The organism is Pseudomonas sp. JH-2, assembly GCF_036231725.1.
In the GTDB taxonomy this organism is placed as follows: Bacteria; Pseudomonadota; Gammaproteobacteria; order Pseudomonadales; family Pseudomonadaceae; genus Pseudomonas; species Pseudomonas delhiensis.
This window is the reverse complement of sequence record NZ_JAZAQP010000015.1, coordinates 1-16255: the sequence shown is the minus strand read 5'-3', so window position 1 is coordinate 16255 and position 16255 is coordinate 1. Positions and strand designations below refer to the sequence as shown.

Genomic DNA, 16255 nt, shown 5'->3' with positions numbered 1-16255 from the left:
GGGGAAAGCGCCCGGTGCGGCGGCGCTCGCCGTGACACACCCGATACACCACACCTTGGCCGCCCTCGCGGGCGGCCCGTTTTACCGGAGTTCGCTATGGCCACCGCTGTGTCCTTGAACGAGGTCGCCGGCCCCACCCTGAAGCAGCGCCTGGCGCGTGCGGAGCGGATGAACCGCCTGAAGTCCCAGGCGCTGGTCCTGCCGCTGCTGCTGTTCCTCCTGCTGACCTTCCTGGTGCCGATCGCCGCGCTGCTCTACAAGAGCGTGTATAACCCCGAAGTGGTCGGCTCGCTGCCCAAGACGGTCAACGCCATCACCACCTGGGACGGCAAGTCGCTGCCGCCGGACGCGGTCTACCAGGCCCTGAGCGAAGACCTCTATGCCGCGCGCAAGAATCAGACCATCGGTGACCTCTCCAAGCGCCTGAACATGGAACTGGCCGGCTACCGCAGCCTGATGGCCAAGACCGCCCGCGCCCTGCCGTTCAAGGAGCAACCGGCTTCCTACAAGGACGCCATGGAGACCATCGACGAGCGCTGGGGCGATCCGGCCTACTGGCAGGTGATCCGCCGCAACGCCAGCAGCATCACCCCCTATTACCTGCTCGCGGCCCTCGACCACCGCATCGACGACCTCGGCGAACTGGCCCCGGCCACCCCGGACCAGTCCATCTACCTGGACATCTTCGCCCGCACCTTCTGGATGGGCGCGGTGATCACCGTCATCTGCCTGCTGCTGGCCTACCCGCTGGCCTACCTGCTGGCCAACCTGCCGACGCGCAAGAGCAACCTGCTGATGATCCTGGTGCTGCTGCCGTTCTGGACCTCCATCCTGGTGCGGGTGGCGGCCTGGATCGTGCTGCTGCAGTCCGGCGGGCTGATCAACGGCGCGCTGCTCAAGCTGGGCCTGATCGACCAGCCGCTGCAACTGGTGTTCAACCGTACCGGCGTATACATCGCCATGGTGCACATCATGCTGCCGTTCATGATCCTGCCGATCTTCAGCGTGATGAAGAGCATCTCGCCCAGCTACATGCGGGCGGCCATCTCCCTGGGCAGCCACCCGTTCGCCGCCTTCTGGAAGGTCTACTTCCCGCAGACCGTGGCCGGCGTCGGCGCCGGGTGCCTGCTGGTGTTCATCCTGTCGATCGGCTACTACATCACCCCGGCCCTGCTGGGCAGCCCGAACGACCAGATGGTCAGCTACTTCGTCGCCTTCTACACCAACACCACCATCAACTGGGGCATGGCCACGGCCCTGGGCGGCCTGCTGCTGTTCGCCACCCTGGTGCTGTACGTGATCTACGGCTGGCTGGTGGGCGCGAGCCGCCTGCGCCTGGGCTGAGGAGAAAAAGAAGATGCTGAGTCCCTACATGTCCCCGGTCGAGCGCGTGTGGTTCTACACCCTGCGCATCCTCTGCGGCCTGGTGCTGCTGTTCCTGGTGCTGCCGGTGCTGGTGATAGTGCCGCTGTCGTTCAACTCCGGCACCTTCCTGGTCTACCCGCTGCAGGGCTTCTCGCTGCGCTGGTACGCCGACTTCTTCCACAGCGCCGAATGGATGCGCTCGCTGACCAACAGCATGATCGTGGCCCCGGCGGCCACCCTGCTGGCGATGGTCTTCGGCACCCTTGCGTCGATCGGCCTGACCCGCGGCGAGTTCCGCGGCAAGGCCCTGGTGATGAGCCTGGTGATCTCGCCGATGGTGGTCCCGGTGGTGATCATCGGCGTGGCCGCCTACCTGTTCTTCGCCCCGCTGGGCCTGGGCAACAGCTACATCTCGCTGATAATCGTGCACGCGGTGCTGGGCGTGCCCTTCGTCATCATCACGGTGTCGGCGACCCTGCAGGGCTTCAACCAGAACCTGGTGCGCGCCGCCGCCAGCCTCGGCGCGCCGCCGGTGCTGACGTTCTTCAAGGTGACCTTGCCGCTGATCGCCCCGGGGGTGATCTCCGGCGCGCTCTTCGCCTTCGCCACCTCGTTCGACGAAGTGGTGGTGACGCTGTTCCTCGCCGGCCCCGAGCAGGCCACCCTGCCACGGCAGATGTTCAGCGGCATCCGCGAGAACCTCAGCCCGACCATCGCCGCCGCGGCGACCCTGCTGATCGGTTTCTCGGTCCTGCTCCTGCTGACCCTGGAATGGCTGCGCGGCCGCAGCGAGAAACTGCGCACCGCGCCCACCACCTGATCCTCTGCTCTTCGTAGGAGCGAGCTTGCTCGCGAACCAATGTTCGCTAGCAGGCTCGCTCCTACAACCATCGCCTCGATCCCCCTCGCTCGCTCCGAGCGGCTACAATGCGCGCCATCCGTGATTTCGCCCACAGAGGTGCGCCATGCAACCCTACGCCATCGCCCCGTCGATCCTCTCCGCCGACTTCGCCCGCCTGGGCGAGGACGTGGACAAGGTGCTCGCCGCCGGCGCCGACATCGTCCACTTCGACGTGATGGACAACCACTACGTGCCGAACCTGACCATCGGCCCGATGGTCTGCTCGGCGCTGCGCAAGTACGGCGTCACCGCGCCCATCGACGTGCACCTGATGGTGTCCCCGGTGGACCGCATCATCGGCGACTTCATCGAGGCCGGCGCCACCTACATCACCTTCCACCCCGAAGCCAGCCAGCACATCGACCGCTCCCTGCAACTGATCAAGGACGGCGGCTGCAAGGCCGGCCTGGTGTTCAACCCGGCCACCTCGCTGGACGCGCTCAAGTACGTGATGGACAAGATCGACATGGTCCTCTTGATGAGCGTGAACCCCGGCTTCGGCGGGCAGAAGTTCATCCCCGGCACCCTCGACAAGCTGCGCGAGGCCCGCGCGCTGATCGACGCCTCCGGCCGCGACATTCGCCTGGAGATCGACGGCGGGGTGAACGTGAAGAACATCCGCGAGATCGCTGCGGCGGGCGCCGACACCTTCGTCGCCGGTTCGGCCATCTTCAACGCCCCCGACTACGCCGAGGTCATCCGCGCCATGCATGCCGAGCTGGCGCAGGTCGGCAAGTGATGAGCGCCGCCCAAGCGCTGTTCGCCGGGCGCCTGCCGCGCCTGGTGATGTTCGACCTGGACGGCACCCTGGTGGACTCGGTGCCGGACCTCGCCGCCGCGGTGGACAAGGCCCTGGTCGCCATGGGCCGGGCCCCCGCCGGGCTGGCGCAGGTGCGCCACTGGGTCGGCAACGGCGCCCGGGTCCTGGTGCGCCGCGCCCTGGCCGGTGGCATCGAGCATGACGGCGTCGGCGAGGAAGACACCGAGCGCGCCCTGGCGCTGTTCATGGACGCCTACGCCGGCAGCCACGCGCTCACCGAGGTCTACCCGGGCGTGGTGGACACCCTGAAGTGGCTGAAGAAACAGGGCGTGGAGCTGGCGCTGATCACCAACAAGCCCGAGCGCTTCGTCGCCCCGCTGCTGGACGAGATGGGCCTGGGCAAGTTCTTCCGCTGGATCGTCGGCGGCGACACCCTGCCGCAGCAGAAGCCCGACCCGGCCGCGCTGCTGTTCGTGATGAAGGCCGCCGGCGTCGCGCCGGGCGAAGCGCTGTTCGTCGGCGATTCGCGCAACGACGTGCTGGCCGCCAAGGCCGCCGGCGTGCGCAGCGTCGGCCTGACCTACGGCTACAACCACGGCCGGCCGATCGCCGAGGAACAGCCGAGCCTGGTGCTGGATGACCTGCGCCAACTGCTGCCTTGCTTCGACCCGGGCAAAGCGATAGTGTTGCCGGACGACGGTTCCAACCCCGCCCATCGAGACCCCAACGTGCTGGATACGGCTCCCCGCAAACTCTGGATGAAAGTCATCAAGGCCCTGGCCCGCTGGCGCTGGCGCGCCTGACATTTCCCCGGCCGGACTTCCCGGCGCCCGTTTGCACCGCCCGATCCGAATCACTGCTCGAGACCGCTCATGAACCGCGACGCATTCCAGCGGCTGGCCGCCGAAGGCTACAACCGCATTCCCCTGACCTGCGAAACCCTCGCCGACTTCGACACCCCGCTGTCGATCTACCTGAAGCTCGCCGACGGCGCCAACAGCTACCTGCTGGAATCGGTGCAGGGCGGCGAGAAGTGGGGCCGCTATTCCATCATCGGCCTGCCGTGCCGCACCGTGCTGAGGGTATACGGCCACAGTGTGAGCGTCAGCGTCGACGGCGTGGAAAGCGAACGCTTCGACTGCGAGGACCCGCTGGCCTTCGTCGAGCAGTTCAAGGAGCGCTACCGCGTGCCGACCCTGCCGGGCCTGCCGCGCTTCAATGGCGGGCTGGTCGGCTACTTCGGCTACGACTGCGTGCGCTACGTCGAGCCGCGCCTGGCGCAGTGCCCGAACCCGGACCCGCTGGGCAACCCGGACATCCTGCTGATGGTTTCCGACGCCGTGGTCGTCTTCGACAACCTGGCCGGCAAGCTGCACGCCATCGTCCTCGCCGACCCGGCCGAGGCGGACGCCTACGACAAGGGCCTGGCGCGCCTGGAGCAATTGCTTGAGCGCCTGCGCCAGCCGATCACCCCGCGCAAGGGCCTGGACTTCGCCGCGGTCAACGCGCCCGAGCCGCAGTTCCGCGCCAGCTTCACCCGCGAGGACTACGAGCGCGCGGTGGACACCGTCAAGGAATACATCCTGGCCGGCGACTGCATGCAGGTGGTGCCGTCGCAGCGCATGTCCATCGATTTCAAGGCCGCGCCCATCGACCTGTACCGCGCGCTGCGCTGCTTCAACCCGACACCCTACATGTACTTCTTCAACTTCGGCGACTTCCACGTGGTGGGCAGCTCGCCGGAAGTGCTGGTGCGCGTGGAGGACGGCGAGGTCACCGTGCGCCCGATCGCCGGCACCCGCCCGCGCGGCGCCACCGAAGAAGCCGACCGCGCCCTGGAGCAGGACCTGCTGTCCGACGCCAAGGAGATCGCCGAGCACCTGATGCTCATCGACCTGGGCCGCAACGACGTCGGCCGCGTGTCGCAGACCGGTTCGGTGAAGGTCACCGAGCAGATGGTCATCGAGCGCTACTCCAACGTCATGCACATCGTTTCCAACGTCAACGGCCAGCTCAAGCCCGAGCTGAGCGCGATGGACGCCCTGCGCGCGATCCTCCCGGCCGGCACCCTGTCCGGCGCGCCGAAGATCCGCGCCATGGAAATCATCGACGAGCTGGAGCCGGTCAAGCGCGGCGTCTACGGCGGCGCCGTGGGCTACCTGGCGTGGAACGGCAACATGGACACCGCCATCGCCATCCGCACCGCGGTGATCAAGAACGGCGAACTGCACGTGCAGGCCGGCGGCGGCATCGTCGCCGACTCGGTGCCGGCGCTGGAGTGGGAAGAAACCATCAACAAGCGCCGCGCCATGTTCCGCGCGGTGGCCCTGGCTGAGCACACCGCGCGTCTCGAAGACTGAGCGCTGTCGTCGTGATGCGGAACGCCGTTTCCCCGGGAGGGGAGACGGCGTTTTCGTTTGTGCTCGCAGGTTTCCCCGTAGGAGCGGACCTTGTCCGCGATAGCCGTAACCACCGGCGCGATTCGCGGATGAGATCCGCTCCACAGTTCCTGGGAGGCGGGTGTACCGAGGAGCTCGCTCCTACGAAAAAACGTGCCGTGCTTCCCTGGAGCTGTAGGAGCGGGCCCTGCCCGCGAATCGCGCGCAGGGCGCGCTCCTACGTGGAGACGGCATATTCGCTTACGCCTGCTGCCCCGCGCGGCGCCGGGCCAGGGCGGCGTCGGCCAGGCTGGCGCGCTGCTCGACGTAGGCCGCCAGGTGGTCCACCGCCACGTACTGCATGGCCTTGTGGCTGTCGTCCAGGGTGGTCACCGGCAGGGCGATGCGCCCGCAGGCCAGGGCCTTGCCGAAGTTCTCCCGGTTGAGGTTGCGGAACCAGCGCTCGCGCACCTGTTCCAGGGGCACCAGCACGTCGCCGAAGATCTGGTAGACCAGCGCCACGGTCTCCTGGCGTGGCGCCGGTTGGGTGTCGGGGGTCGACAGCAGCATGGCTTCCTCCTGCTCGCGGTTGTCGTTCGATGGAGGAAATATAGCTTTTGTTGTTTTTCCTGGCAATCGCCACGGGCCGCCTTTCATCCGGGCAGAAGAAACCCCGCCGTGGCGGGGTTCTTCCGGGCTTCAGCGAACCAGCGTGGGCGCGCGGCGGTGGCGCACCGTCGACCACCAGAACACCCAGCCGATGATGCTCAGCTGGCTGGCCTGGATGGCCTGGGCGTCGTATTCCTCGTCGCCGTACTCGTCGCGGTTGAAGCTGCGCAGGCGGATGCCGCCGCCGGGCAGGCGGTAGAGGAACTTCACCCGCAGCATGCCCTCGTGCTCCAGGGCGTAGATCTCGCCGTCGGTGATGTGCGTGGTCGCCGTATCGATGCCGATGGTGGAGCCGTCCATGATCAGCGGCTCCATGCTGTTGCCGGTGAGCTGGGCGCAGATGGCCGCGTCCGGGTCGACCCCGGCGGCGCGCAGGGTGGCGTAGGAGAAGCGCAGCTTGCGCCCCTCGATCTGGCGCACCGCGGTGCGCCCGGCGCCCGCGGACATTTCCACTTCCTTGTACAAGGGCAGTTCCACCTCGTCTTCGTCCAGCGGCGTGCTGCTGTCCCAGGGGTGCAGCGGCTCCAGGCGCAGCGGGCTGCCGTCGGCCGGTGGCGTGGCGGCTTGCGGCGAGCCTTCGCCGGTCCCCAGCCAGACCGGCGAGACGCCCAGGGCCGCGGCGATCTCGATCAGCTTGCGGGTGCTCTGCGCCTTGCCGGCGGTCAGCTTGTGGATGGTGTTCTGCGAGACCCCTGCCGCTTCGGCGAGGCTCTCCTGCTTGAGGTTGCGCGCGGCCATGGCCTGCTTGAGGCGCTCGGCGAGCGTGGAGGGGCGGGCTGTGCTGTTCATGGCGGCACTCTACCGCCCGTCCTGGGGAAGTGTAAATAGCTTTGGTGTTGACGATAAATAGCTTTGGTTGTAGTTTTCTCTTCGCCGGCCTTCTGAAGGTTGTTTCCGAGCCGGCGGCGGACGCGGTCCGACACGAGGGTGCCGGCGCCTCCGTCTTCCACGGCAGGGAAGCCGTGGGTTGCCTGCGGCCCGTGCGTCACGGGGCAGGTTGCCGGCGGAGGCGGGCGAGGAGCGCACCGCCTCCGCATGACGAGTGGCGCCACCTGGGCGCCACATATCGACAAACAGCACGCGAATGACCTGGCATCGCGGCCGCGGGGCGGCACGCGCAGGGCGGGTCGTCGCCCGGAGAAAAGCATGAACGCACCAGCGCAACACCACGGGGAGGCCGCCCATGGCTGACCTCGCCGACTACGCCAACGACCTGGCCCTGGAACGCCTAGACGCACTGCTGGCGGCACGGCGCGGCAGCGAGCCGGAGCCCGCCGCCGCCGACTGCCAGGTCTGCGGCGAGCCCATCCCCGAGGCCCGCCGCCTGGCGGTGCCCGGCTGCAACCGCTGCCTGGACTGTCAGGCCCTGGATGAACTGGAACGGCGCCGCTGAAGGCGCGGGAGGTGGACGTGATCAAGCCGATCGATGAAATGCTCAGGCTCTGGGCCGAGGAAATGCACAGCCCGGGCGTGGCCGGTGGCGGCTATGCCGGTGGTAACCTGCTGGCGCTGATGATCGCCAACAAGGGCGAGATGATCCGCGGCACCCGTGGCAGCCGGGTGCTGCTCGACCGCGTCGCCGAGCTGGACCTGGTCGTCAACGGCCTGCCCGAGCAGCAGAAGCAGGTGGTCAGCGAGCACTACCTGAACCGCGACAGCGCGCCCGAGCAGAAGTACCGCCACTGCCGCTGCAGCCGCAACACCTTCTACTTGCGCCTGCACGTGGCGCACCAGAGCATCCAGGCCCGCCTGCTGCGCCGCGTGGCCTGACCCCTACGGGCCCGGCCCTGCGCCGGGCTTTCCATGCGCCGCTGCGCTATGCTCGCGGCCATGCACAGCCCCTCCCTCACCCTGCGCCCCGCGAGCCCGGCCGATGCCGAGGCGATCCTGCGGATCCTCGGCGAAACCTACGAAATCACCTGGAAACCCCAACTGACCGCCGAGGCGCGAGCGCGCTTCGAAGCGGCGGGGAGTACCCGCGCCTACGTCCAGGAGCGCCTCGGGCATTTCCACCTGGCCTGCCTGGGCGGCGAGGTCATCGGCCTGGTCGACTGGCGCGACGATTTCATCGATGCCCTGCACGTCTCGCCCCGTGCCCAACGCGCCGGCGCCGGCAGCGCCCTGCTGCGCTTCGCCGAACGGCGGATGGCCGCGGCCGGCCACGCGCAGGCGCGCCTGGAGACCGACACCTTCAACACTCAGAGCCGCGCCTTCTACGCCAGGCACAGCTACGCGGAAATCGACTTCTACCCCGACGAGGAATGGCACAGCGGTTTCACCACGGTGCTGCTGAGCAAGCCCCTGGGCTGAATCGCAGTGCATCGCCGGTGCGTTGCCGGTGCATTGCCCACCTATTGCGGTGCCAGGGCGCAAATGCCTTGTCCGGCCGGGAATCGGGGGGTACAAAGTCATCAATCTTGCAAAGGTGCGTCCCCAGGGAGCACCGCTGAAAACCTCGTCGAGCCCGGCCCTAGCGCCGGGCTTTTTCGTTTCCGCCGTCCGCTTTCGCGGCCTGCGACCGTAATCCCCGGCTGGCTGATAGCCGCCGGTTCCGCCCGCCGGCGCGGGCGTTTGTCTTCAAGGTGAGCCCATGGGCAATGAACCCGAGATGCCGCTGTGGGTATCGATCCTGCTGGCCGCCGTGGGCGGCGTCAGCGGCGAGATGTGGCGGGCCGACAAGGCCGGCCTGGGCGGCTGGGGGCTGCTGCGGCGCCTGGCGCTGCGCTCCGGCGCCTCGATCGTCTGCGGCGTGGCGGTGATGTTCCTGGCCCTGGCCTGCGGCGCCTCGCTGCTGCTCAGCGCCGCTGTCGGCAGCCTGACCGCGGCGGCCGGTGCCGAGATCGCCGTCGGCCTCTACGAGCGCTGGGCCGCCCGCCGCCTCGGCATCTGCCGGTTGCCGGACGACGAGCGCGAACGCCGCTGAATGCATCAACACAAGGAAAGGGAGGCGCCATGCCTGACCAAGAACTGACACTTGAAAGCCTGCTGGCTGCCATCGAGCAGCGGCTGCGCACCGCATTGCCGAGTTCGGTGCAGATAAGCCGCGGCCCGCTGGGAACGGCCACCCCGGACCATTACCGGCCTTTGTGTGCGGGAGGAAGAGAGGGCGGCCGTGGTTGGTGGCGCAACACCTTCCATGGTCACCAATCTTCAGTTCTTGCCTGCAAGCCAGCCAAGGCCCACTGCTCACGCGCGAGCAGGACGGGCTCTGGCAAAAGTCGATGAGGTTCTGCAGATGCTAAGAGATTTCCGTTGCGGTAATTGCAAAAAGCTTCTCGCCCGTGTGGGCGACCCCGTGAACATCCAGGTCAAGTGCCCACGTTGCCGGGTTTTGAATCATGAGAAGGCCAAGAGTCTCGATGCCCCGCCTTTGAGCGACACCATGCGGCATGTGCCGCACAACTGTTGATCATACGAGGAAAACATCATGGCTCTTACCAATGACGAGATTGCTGGACTGAAAGCGATTGTCACCCAAATATGGGGTGCTAGCGTCGCTAACAGCATTAATTACAACGATGAAGTCGCAGAGGTAGTACGAACTGCCGTAGAGCAGATTTCCATATGTTCTGCGGCTATCAAGGGACTTTTTGAGCTACTTGCCGATGCCGCCCTGGGTAAGCTGTTTAGTCTGCCCTGGCTGCTCGGGAAGAGTGTGTCTATCGCCGCAACGCTTGCGAATGCCGCGAACAATGCGCCAAATCGTGCATGCATCAACTCTACGGCAGCGGCCTATCGCACTTCTCTGGAAATGGCCTCTTTGGGGCTGTAACCTGATTCGCAGAGGGCCCAGAGCCCCGTTCTGACTCGCCATATTTATGGAGGGATGGTGGTTAAGCATGGTGCTTTTTTCATAGTCATCTTTTTGTTTTCGTTTTCCGCACGAGGGGTGGAGTACGATCCTGAGAAAGTGAAGGCCTTCGTTCTTGCTAACCTCAGCAATCCGGATACTGCGCAGTTTCGGTTGGTTTCAGGTCAGTGTGGGGAGGTCAAATATCGAGACTTCTATGGCTTGGACTCGGGGTTTAAAAGGTTTATCGCGAAGAGTGGGAGCGAAGTTATAATAGAGCAACCTTGGACAAGGCGCTCGTTTGAGCGTGAATGGAGAAGGGTCTGTAAGTGATGAAGCATGAGAGGAGCGTGCCAGGACCAAAGGTTAATTTTTTAATTGTCTTGCTGGTGCTTGTTGGCATCTCTTTCTTCATTTACTGCCTTGTGCTTTATCAGTCGCCAGCCGAAAGACATGATCAGTTGACCAATGAGTCACAGCTCAAGACGCTCGTCTTGGCTCAGCTCAGCAAGCCTGAGAGTGCAGTTTTTCGTAATGTCAGAGGTGCTTGTGGAGAGGTACGCTACACAGCATTCAATGGGATTGAAGTCGGATTCAAGCGGTTTGTCATGACCTCCGAGGGTCACGTGATCATCGAACAGGCGGACTCTGAGGCGCCCTTTGGCCTCATATGGCAAGGGACGTGTGGTTCCTGATTTCTTTTCAGATCTATATCCGTAAGGCGAACGGTAAATACGTGTGGTACACGTCTGTGAAGGGCGGCTGGGCTTACGCCGGGCAGCGAGCTGCCAGCGGATCGGCTACGGACTGCTGCCGGTAGCCGCGATGCGCTCGTGCCGGTAGGTGGTGTCACACGATGCGGCGATATTGCACCGTGCATGGGTGGTGGGCTACTGTTCCGCCCATAGCGACAGAGACGGCTACAGTGATCCACCTCCGCAGTATCATCACCTCCCTGATCAAGGCTTTCGCCCGTTGGCGCTGGCGCGCCTGACATTTTCTTTCCCGGCCTCCGCCGGGCCCTCCTCGCCGTCCTGCCCCGTCAATCCCAGTCTCAAAAATAGCGGGTACAAATGCGGGTATAAAGCAAGTCGGATTGCAGCGAAAGCTTTAAGAATCAAGAGGTTACAGCAAAAATGCTGCTGATGATCGACAACTACGACTCCTTCACCTACAACCTGGTGCAGTACTTCGCCGAGTTGAAGGCCGATATCCACGTCATTCGCAACGACGAGCTGAGCGTCGAGCAGATCGCCGCGCTGAACCCCGAGCGCATCGTGCTCTCCCCCGGGCCCTGCACCCCCAACGAGGCGGGCGTGTCCCTGGAGGTGATCCGGCGTTTCTCCGGCAAGCTGCCGCTGCTGGGCGTGTGCCTGGGGCACCAGTCCATCGGCCAGGCCTTCGGCGGCGACGTGGTGCGCGCGCGCCAGGTCATGCACGGCAAGACCAGCCCGGTGTTCCACAACGACCAGGGCGTGTTCGCCGGCCTGAACAACCCGCTGACGCAGACGCGCTACCACTCCCTGGTGGTCAAGCGCGAGACGCTCCCCGAGTGCCTGGAGATCACCGCCTGGACCGCCCATGACGACGGTTCCGTGGACGAGATCATGGGCCTGCGCCACAAGACGCTGAACGTCGAGGGGGTGCAGTTCCACCCCGAGTCCATACTTTCCGAGCAGGGCCACGAGATGCTGGCCAACTTCCTCAAGCAACAGGGCGGGGTGCGCGCATGAACATCAGGGAAGCCCTCGACCGCGTGGTCAACCAGCTCGACCTCTCCACCGAGGAAATGCAGGCGGTCATGCGCGAGATCATGACCGGCCAGTGCACCGACGCGCAGATCGGCGCCTTCCTCATGGGCATGCGCATGAAGAGCGAGACCATCGACGAGATCGTCGGCGCGGTCTCGGTGATGCGCGAGCTGGCCGACGGCGTGAAGCTGCAGAGCCTGGACCGCGTGGTCGACGTGGTCGGCACCGGCGGCGACGGCGCCAACATCTTCAACGTGTCCTCGGCCTCGGCCTTCGTGGTCGCCGCCGCCGGGGGCAAGGTGGCCAAGCACGGCAACCGCGCCGTGTCCGGCAAGAGCGGCAGCGCCGACCTGCTGGAGGCCGCCGGCATCTACCTGGACCTGAAGTCCGAGCAGGTGGCCCGCTGCATCGAGAGCGTCGGCGTGGGTTTCATGTTCGCCCAGGTCCACCACAAGGCCATGCGCTACGCCGCGGGCCCGCGGCGTGAGCTGGGCCTGCGCACCCTGTTCAACATGCTCGGCCCGCTGACCAACCCGGCGGGCGTGCGCCACCAGGTGGTCGGCGTGTTCAACCAGGCCCTGTGCCGGCCGCTGGCCGAGGTGCTCAAGCGCCTGGGCAGCGAGCACGTGCTGGTGGTGCATTCGCGCGACGGCCTGGACGAGTTCAGCCTGGCCGCCGCCACCCACGTCGCCGAACTCAAGGACGGCGAGGTGCGCGAGTACGAAGTGAAGCCGGAAGACTTCGGCATCCGCAGCCAGACGCTGATCGGCCTCACCGTCGACAGCCCGCAGCAGTCCCTGGAGCTGATCCGCGACGCCCTCGGCCGGCGCAGGACCGAGGCCGGGCAGAAGGCCGCGGAGCTGATCGTGCTCAACGCCGGCGCCGCGCTCTACGCCGCCGACCTCGCCAGTTCGCTGCACGAGGGCATGCACCTGGCCCACGATGCCCTGCACACCGGCCTGGCCCGGGAGAAAATGGACGAACTGGCCGCCTTTACCGCCGTTTACCGAGAGGAGAATGCACAGTGACTGTGCCCACGGTTCTGCAGAAGATTCTGGCCCGCAAGGCCGAGGAAGTCGCCGAGCGCCGCGCGCATGTCTCCTTCGCCGAGCTGGAGCAGCGCGCCCGCGCCGCCGACGCCCCGCGCGGTTTTGCCGCGGCGCTGCTGGCGCAGGCCCAGCGCAAGCAGCCGGCGGTGATTGCCGAGGTGAAGAAGGCCTCGCCGAGCAAGGGCGTGCTGCGCGAGAACTTCTCGCCCGCGGACATCGCCCGCAGCTACCAGGAGGGCGGTGCCACCTGCCTCTCGGTGCTGACCGATATCGACTACTTCATGGGCAGCGACGCCTACCTGCAGGAGGCCCGCGCCGCCTGCGCGCTGCCGGTGATCCGCAAGGACTTCATGATCGACCCCTACCAGGTGGTCGAGGCCCGCGCCATCGGCGCCGACTGCATCCTGCTGATCGTCTCCGCGCTGGACGACGCGCGCATGGCCGAACTGGCCGCGGTGGCCAGGGAGCAGCAGCTCGACGTACTGGTCGAGGTGCACGACGGCGATGAGCTGGAGCGCGCGCTGAAGACCCTGGACACCCCGCTGATCGGCATCAACAACCGCAACCTGCACACCTTCGAGGTCAGCCTGGACACCACCCTCGATCTGCTGCCGGAGATCCCCCGCGATCGCCTGGTGGTGACCGAGAGCGGCATCCTCAACCGCGCCGACATCGAGCTGATGGAGGTCAATGAGGTCTACGCCTTCCTGGTCGGCGAGGCCTTCATGCGTGCCGACGACCCGGGCGTCGAGCTCAAGCGCCTGTTCTTCCCCGAGCGCCGCAGCGTGGTGCTGGGCGCCGACCCGGACTGAGCCCGCGCGCCGCGCAATGAAAAAGGCCGGCATTCCAGGCTGTGTGAAAACCTCAGGATCGGTCCCGCTGGTTAAAAAACAACCTGGATTTCGCGTTTCTACGTGGATTCTGGATTGGCTGAATAGCCAAGCCTCTTCAGATTTCACGTAGGAACGCGCTCTTCGAAGAGCCGCTCGGTTTTTCACACAGCCTGATTCGCCGGCCTTTTCGCACCTGGTGTTCAGCGGGTGCCGAACACCACCATGGTCTTGCCCTTCACGTGCACCAGGCCCTGTTCCTCCAGGCTCTTCAGCACGCGGCCGACCATCTCCCGCGAGCAGCCGACGATACGGCCGATCTCCTGGCGGGTGATCTTGATCTGCATGCCGTCGGGGTGGGTCATGGCGTCCGGCTGCTGGCACAGGTCCAGCAGGGTGCGGGCGACGCGCCCGGTGACGTCGAGGAAGGCCAGGTCGCCGACCTTGCGCGTGGTCTTGCGCAGGCGCTCGGCCATCTGGCTGCCGAGGGTGAGGAGAATCTCCGGGTCCTGCAGGCAGAGTTCGCGGAACTTGGTGTAGCTGATTTCCGCCACCTCGCACTCGCCCTTGGCGCGAACCCAGGCGCTGCGTTCCTGGGCGGCGCTGCCGTCCTTCTCGAACAGCCCCATCTCGCCGAAGAAGTCCCCGCTGTTGAGGTAGCCGATGATCATTTCCCGGCCGTCGTCGTCCTCGATCAGGACGGTGACCGAGCCCTTGATGATGAAGAACAGGCTTTCGCAACGATCCCCGGCGTAGATGATGGTGCTCTTGGGGGTGTAGCGGCGGCGGTGACAGTGTGCGAGCAACTTGTCGAGGTTTTTGTGTTTGGGTGTAAGGGTAATAGCTACCATGCCCGAGTCCCGAAATTATAAGAATGGCCCTGTGCACGACAGGCGCTTTGTCGAGTTGTTATGTGTCGTCCTTGGCTGGATTACCGTGACTTTACGATGCTCTCCCCCGAGCATCGGTGCCGCCGCTACAATGGCCGGCGGTCTTTTTAATGGCAAGAGCTTAAACAGACGCCCTGGCGCCGACAATCGAAAGCTGGTCGGGCCGTCAATTTAACCTCAGGAGTGTGCCAGTAAAATGACGCCAGCATAATAGAACGTTAGGGTATCAGGGCTCGAATTGAGACCTGGTCAACATCGCCTGAGCATTCCAGGCCTTGTGGTAAGCTGGCGCCCCCTTTTTTTCCGGCGGAAGCCTTTGCATGAAAGCGAGAATCCAGTGGGCCGGCGAGGCCATGTTCCTCGGTGAATCCGGCAGCGGTCATGTGGTGGTGATGGACGGTCCGCCCGATGCCGGTGGCCGCAACCTGGGCGTGCGCCCGATGGAAATGCTGCTGCTCGGCCTGGGCGGCTGCACCAACTTCGACGTGGTAAGCATCCTCAGGAAGGGCCGCCAGCCGGTGGAGAGCTGCGAGGCCTTCCTCGAGGCCGAGCGCGCCGACGAGGACCCGAAGGTGTTCACGAAGATCCATGTGCATTTCGTGGTCAAGGGCCGTGGCCTGAAGGAAGCCCAGGTCAAGCGCGCCGTCGAGCTGTCGGCGGAGAAGTACTGCTCGGCCTCGATCATGCTCGGCCGCGCGGGCGTGGCGATCACCCACGACTACGAGATCGTCGAGCTCGGCTGATTCCCCTCGTCACGTGATCGTCATGGCGGTGGCGTAAAGGCTGGCAGAGGTCGCCCGACCTCTGCATAATGCGCCACCTTTTTTCGGGGCCAGGCCCCAAACCAAGCAACCACAATCGCCAACGCGAAGAGGTGTAAACCGTCCTACGCAGGTGCGCCGTATGCATCTGACGGGCATGCTCAACCACGCGGCAGAGCCGCATTGAAGAGAGTTCCCCACGGTGAAAAGCAAACTCAAGCTCCACGGGTTCAACAACCTGACGAAGACCTTGAGCTTCAACATCTACGACATCTGCTACGCCGAGACGCCGGAAGACCAGCAGGCCTACGTGCAGTACATCGACGAAGAGTACGATGCCGAGCGTCTGACGCAGATCCTCACGGATGTCGTCGACATCATCGGCGCCAACATCCTGAACATCGCCCGTCAGGACTACGACCCCCAAGGCGCCAGCGTTACCATCCTGATCTCCGAGCAGCCGGTCACCCCGACCGACAGCCAGATCGAGGAGTCCCCCGGGCCGCTACCGGAAACCATACTGGCGCACCTGGACAAGAGCCACATCACCGTGCACACCTACCCGGAGATCCATCCGGTGGAAGGCATCGCGACCTTCCGGGTGGACATCGACGTTTCCACCTGCGGGGTGATCTCGCCGCTGAAGGCGCTCAACTACCTGATCCACCAGTTCGACTCGGACATCGTCACCGTGGACTACCGCGTGCGCGGCTTCACCCGCGACGTGGAGGGCAAGAAGCACTTCATCGACCACGAGATCAACTCGATCCAGAACTACCTCTCCGACGACACGTACGAGGCCTACCAGATGACCGACGTGAACGTGTACCAGGAGAACCTGTTCCACACCAAGATGCTGCTCAAGCAGTTCGACCTGGACAACTACCTGTTCGGCGACGCTACCAGCAACCTCTCGGCGGAGCAGCGCAAGCAGGTGGAAGAGCGCGTCCGCCACGAGATGCTGGAGATCTTCTACGGCCGCAATATGCCGCACTGAGGCGGCTGCAGGCTGCAGGCTGCAGGCTGTAGGCGGGAGGCAAGAGCGAGCGAACCGGGCTCCGGCGCGGAATCGTTCGCGAGCAAGCTCGCTCCTGCGAAGGGCGCCCCTCGC

General features: G+C 65.3%; 20 protein-coding genes. 17 read left to right on the top strand and 3 right to left on the bottom strand.

Features of this window, described 5'->3' with window-relative positions; translation table 11 throughout:
- Positions 1 to 96 precede the first annotated feature (96 nt).
- The 5 genes from VV867_RS12920 (at position 97) to trpE (ending at position 5386) form a co-directional block, all read left to right on the top strand.
- A complete protein-coding gene (locus VV867_RS12920) occupies positions 97 to 1344 on the top strand; it encodes an ABC transporter permease (protein WP_074984324.1) in 1248 nt (415 codons plus the stop codon).
- Between the two features lie 13 nt (positions 1345 to 1357).
- On the top strand, positions 1358 to 2185 hold the full coding sequence (locus VV867_RS12915; RefSeq protein ID WP_074984321.1) for an ABC transporter permease: 828 nt from the start codon (positions 1358 to 1360) through the stop codon (positions 2183 to 2185).
- A 145-nt stretch (positions 2186 to 2330) separates the two neighbouring features.
- Positions 2331 to 3005: a ribulose-phosphate 3-epimerase gene (gene rpe / locus VV867_RS12910; RefSeq protein WP_275627833.1), complete on the top strand. Its 675-nt coding sequence runs from the start codon at positions 2331 to 2333 to the stop codon at positions 3003 to 3005.
- On the top strand, positions 3005 to 3829 hold the full coding sequence (locus VV867_RS12905) for a phosphoglycolate phosphatase (protein WP_328566595.1): 825 nt from the start codon (positions 3005 to 3007) through the stop codon (positions 3827 to 3829). Before rpe ends, VV867_RS12905 begins: the two co-directional genes overlap by 1 nt.
- A gap of 69 nt (positions 3830 to 3898) precedes the next feature.
- Entirely contained in the window at positions 3899 to 5386 is a 1488-nt protein-coding gene (gene trpE / locus VV867_RS12900) for an anthranilate synthase component I (RefSeq protein ID WP_109931806.1), read from the top strand.
- A 279-nt stretch (positions 5387 to 5665) separates the two neighbouring features.
- Here trpE and VV867_RS12895 read toward each other — a convergent pair whose 3' ends face one another.
- Both VV867_RS12895 and VV867_RS12890 read right to left on the bottom strand, forming a co-directional pair.
- A complete protein-coding gene (locus VV867_RS12895; RefSeq protein WP_109931810.1) occupies positions 5666 to 5974 on the bottom strand; it encodes a pyocin activator PrtN family protein in 309 nt (102 codons plus the stop codon).
- Positions 5975 to 6103: 129 nt separating this feature from the next.
- Entirely contained in the window at positions 6104 to 6862 is a 759-nt protein-coding gene (locus VV867_RS12890; protein ID WP_043269263.1) for an XRE family transcriptional regulator, read from the bottom strand.
- Between the two features lie 394 nt (positions 6863 to 7256).
- Between VV867_RS12890 and VV867_RS12885 the strand changes: the two genes are divergently transcribed.
- From VV867_RS12885 to trpC, 10 genes are all read left to right on the top strand, one after another.
- Positions 7257 to 7466: a TraR/DksA C4-type zinc finger protein gene (locus VV867_RS12885; protein WP_009615610.1), complete on the top strand. Its 210-nt coding sequence runs from the start codon at positions 7257 to 7259 to the stop codon at positions 7464 to 7466.
- Between the two features lie 17 nt (positions 7467 to 7483).
- Positions 7484 to 7843 (top strand): PA0613 family protein, encoded by a 360-nt coding sequence (locus VV867_RS12880; RefSeq protein ID WP_109932925.1) that lies wholly within the window; start codon positions 7484 to 7486, stop codon positions 7841 to 7843.
- Positions 7844 to 7903: 60 nt separating this feature from the next.
- The gene (locus VV867_RS12875; RefSeq protein ID WP_328566594.1) at positions 7904 to 8383 is read left to right on the top strand and encodes a GNAT family N-acetyltransferase; all 480 of its coding nucleotides are present in this window, start codon (positions 7904 to 7906) and stop codon (positions 8381 to 8383) included.
- A 280-nt stretch (positions 8384 to 8663) separates the two neighbouring features.
- Positions 8664 to 8996, top strand: coding sequence for a phage holin family protein (locus tag VV867_RS12870; protein ID WP_109931818.1), 333 nt, complete (start codon positions 8664 to 8666; stop codon positions 8994 to 8996).
- 312 nt (positions 8997 to 9308) lie between these two features.
- The gene (locus tag VV867_RS12865; RefSeq protein ID WP_089392989.1) at positions 9309 to 9482 is read left to right on the top strand and encodes a Com family DNA-binding transcriptional regulator; all 174 of its coding nucleotides are present in this window, start codon (positions 9309 to 9311) and stop codon (positions 9480 to 9482) included.
- Positions 9483 to 9500: 18 nt separating this feature from the next.
- Positions 9501 to 9845 carry a hypothetical protein gene (locus VV867_RS12860; protein WP_328566593.1) on the top strand — a complete coding sequence of 115 codons (345 nt, stop codon included), beginning with the start codon at positions 9501 to 9503 and terminating at the stop codon, positions 9843 to 9845.
- A gap of 347 nt (positions 9846 to 10192) precedes the next feature.
- Positions 10193 to 10558: a hypothetical protein gene (locus VV867_RS12855; RefSeq protein ID WP_328566592.1), complete on the top strand. Its 366-nt coding sequence runs from the start codon at positions 10193 to 10195 to the stop codon at positions 10556 to 10558.
- Positions 10559 to 10999: 441 nt separating this feature from the next.
- Positions 11000 to 11596, top strand: coding sequence for an aminodeoxychorismate/anthranilate synthase component II (locus VV867_RS12850; protein ID WP_328566591.1), 597 nt, complete (start codon positions 11000 to 11002; stop codon positions 11594 to 11596).
- Entirely contained in the window at positions 11593 to 12642 is a 1050-nt protein-coding gene (gene trpD / locus VV867_RS12845) for an anthranilate phosphoribosyltransferase (protein ID WP_089392992.1), read from the top strand. The genes VV867_RS12850 and trpD overlap by 4 nt, the downstream gene beginning before the upstream one ends.
- The gene (gene trpC / locus VV867_RS12840; protein WP_109931826.1) at positions 12639 to 13475 is read left to right on the top strand and encodes an indole-3-glycerol phosphate synthase TrpC; all 837 of its coding nucleotides are present in this window, start codon (positions 12639 to 12641) and stop codon (positions 13473 to 13475) included. The genes trpD and trpC overlap by 4 nt, the downstream gene beginning before the upstream one ends.
- A gap of 221 nt (positions 13476 to 13696) precedes the next feature.
- Here trpC and crp read toward each other — a convergent pair whose 3' ends face one another.
- Positions 13697 to 14344: a cAMP-activated global transcriptional regulator CRP gene (gene crp / locus VV867_RS12835; RefSeq protein WP_043269230.1), complete on the bottom strand. Its 648-nt coding sequence runs from the start codon at positions 14342 to 14344 to the stop codon at positions 13697 to 13699.
- Between the two features lie 359 nt (positions 14345 to 14703).
- Between crp and VV867_RS12830 the strand changes: the two genes are divergently transcribed.
- Positions 14704 to 15126: an OsmC family protein gene (locus tag VV867_RS12830; RefSeq protein WP_109934860.1), complete on the top strand. Its 423-nt coding sequence runs from the start codon at positions 14704 to 14706 to the stop codon at positions 15124 to 15126.
- A 220-nt stretch (positions 15127 to 15346) separates the two neighbouring features.
- Positions 15347 to 16141: an adenosylmethionine decarboxylase gene (gene speD, locus VV867_RS12825; RefSeq protein WP_109934859.1), complete on the top strand. Its 795-nt coding sequence runs from the start codon at positions 15347 to 15349 to the stop codon at positions 16139 to 16141.
- The last annotated feature ends 114 nt before the right edge of the window (positions 16142 to 16255 follow it).

Coding starts and splice junctions, on each gene's coding strand:
- VV867_RS12920 (WP_074984324.1), top strand. CDS start 97: ATGGCCACCGCTGTGTCCTTGAACGAGGTCGCCGGCCCCACCCTGAAG.
- VV867_RS12850 (WP_328566591.1), top strand. CDS start 11,000: ATGCTGCTGATGATCGACAACTACGACTCCTTCACCTACAACCTGGTG.
- trpD (WP_089392992.1), top strand. CDS start 11,593: ATGAACATCAGGGAAGCCCTCGACCGCGTGGTCAACCAGCTCGACCTC.
- VV867_RS12895 (WP_109931810.1), bottom strand. CDS start 5,974: ATGCTGCTGTCGACCCCCGACACCCAACCGGCGCCACGCCAGGAGACC.
- VV867_RS12905 (WP_328566595.1), top strand. CDS start 3,005: ATGAGCGCCGCCCAAGCGCTGTTCGCCGGGCGCCTGCCGCGCCTGGTG.
- VV867_RS12915 (WP_074984321.1), top strand. CDS start 1,358: ATGCTGAGTCCCTACATGTCCCCGGTCGAGCGCGTGTGGTTCTACACC.
- VV867_RS12865 (WP_089392989.1), top strand. CDS start 9,309: ATGCTAAGAGATTTCCGTTGCGGTAATTGCAAAAAGCTTCTCGCCCGT.
- crp (WP_043269230.1), bottom strand. CDS start 14,344: ATGGTAGCTATTACCCTTACACCCAAACACAAAAACCTCGACAAGTTG.
- VV867_RS12885 (WP_009615610.1), top strand. CDS start 7,257: ATGGCTGACCTCGCCGACTACGCCAACGACCTGGCCCTGGAACGCCTA.
- VV867_RS12870 (WP_109931818.1), top strand. CDS start 8,664: ATGGGCAATGAACCCGAGATGCCGCTGTGGGTATCGATCCTGCTGGCC.
- VV867_RS12890 (WP_043269263.1), bottom strand. CDS start 6,862: ATGAACAGCACAGCCCGCCCCTCCACGCTCGCCGAGCGCCTCAAGCAG.
- VV867_RS12830 (WP_109934860.1), top strand. CDS start 14,704: ATGAAAGCGAGAATCCAGTGGGCCGGCGAGGCCATGTTCCTCGGTGAA.
- VV867_RS12875 (WP_328566594.1), top strand. CDS start 7,904: ATGCACAGCCCCTCCCTCACCCTGCGCCCCGCGAGCCCGGCCGATGCC.
- trpE (WP_109931806.1), top strand. CDS start 3,899: ATGAACCGCGACGCATTCCAGCGGCTGGCCGCCGAAGGCTACAACCGC.
- rpe (WP_275627833.1), top strand. CDS start 2,331: ATGCAACCCTACGCCATCGCCCCGTCGATCCTCTCCGCCGACTTCGCC.
- VV867_RS12860 (WP_328566593.1), top strand. CDS start 9,501: ATGGCTCTTACCAATGACGAGATTGCTGGACTGAAAGCGATTGTCACC.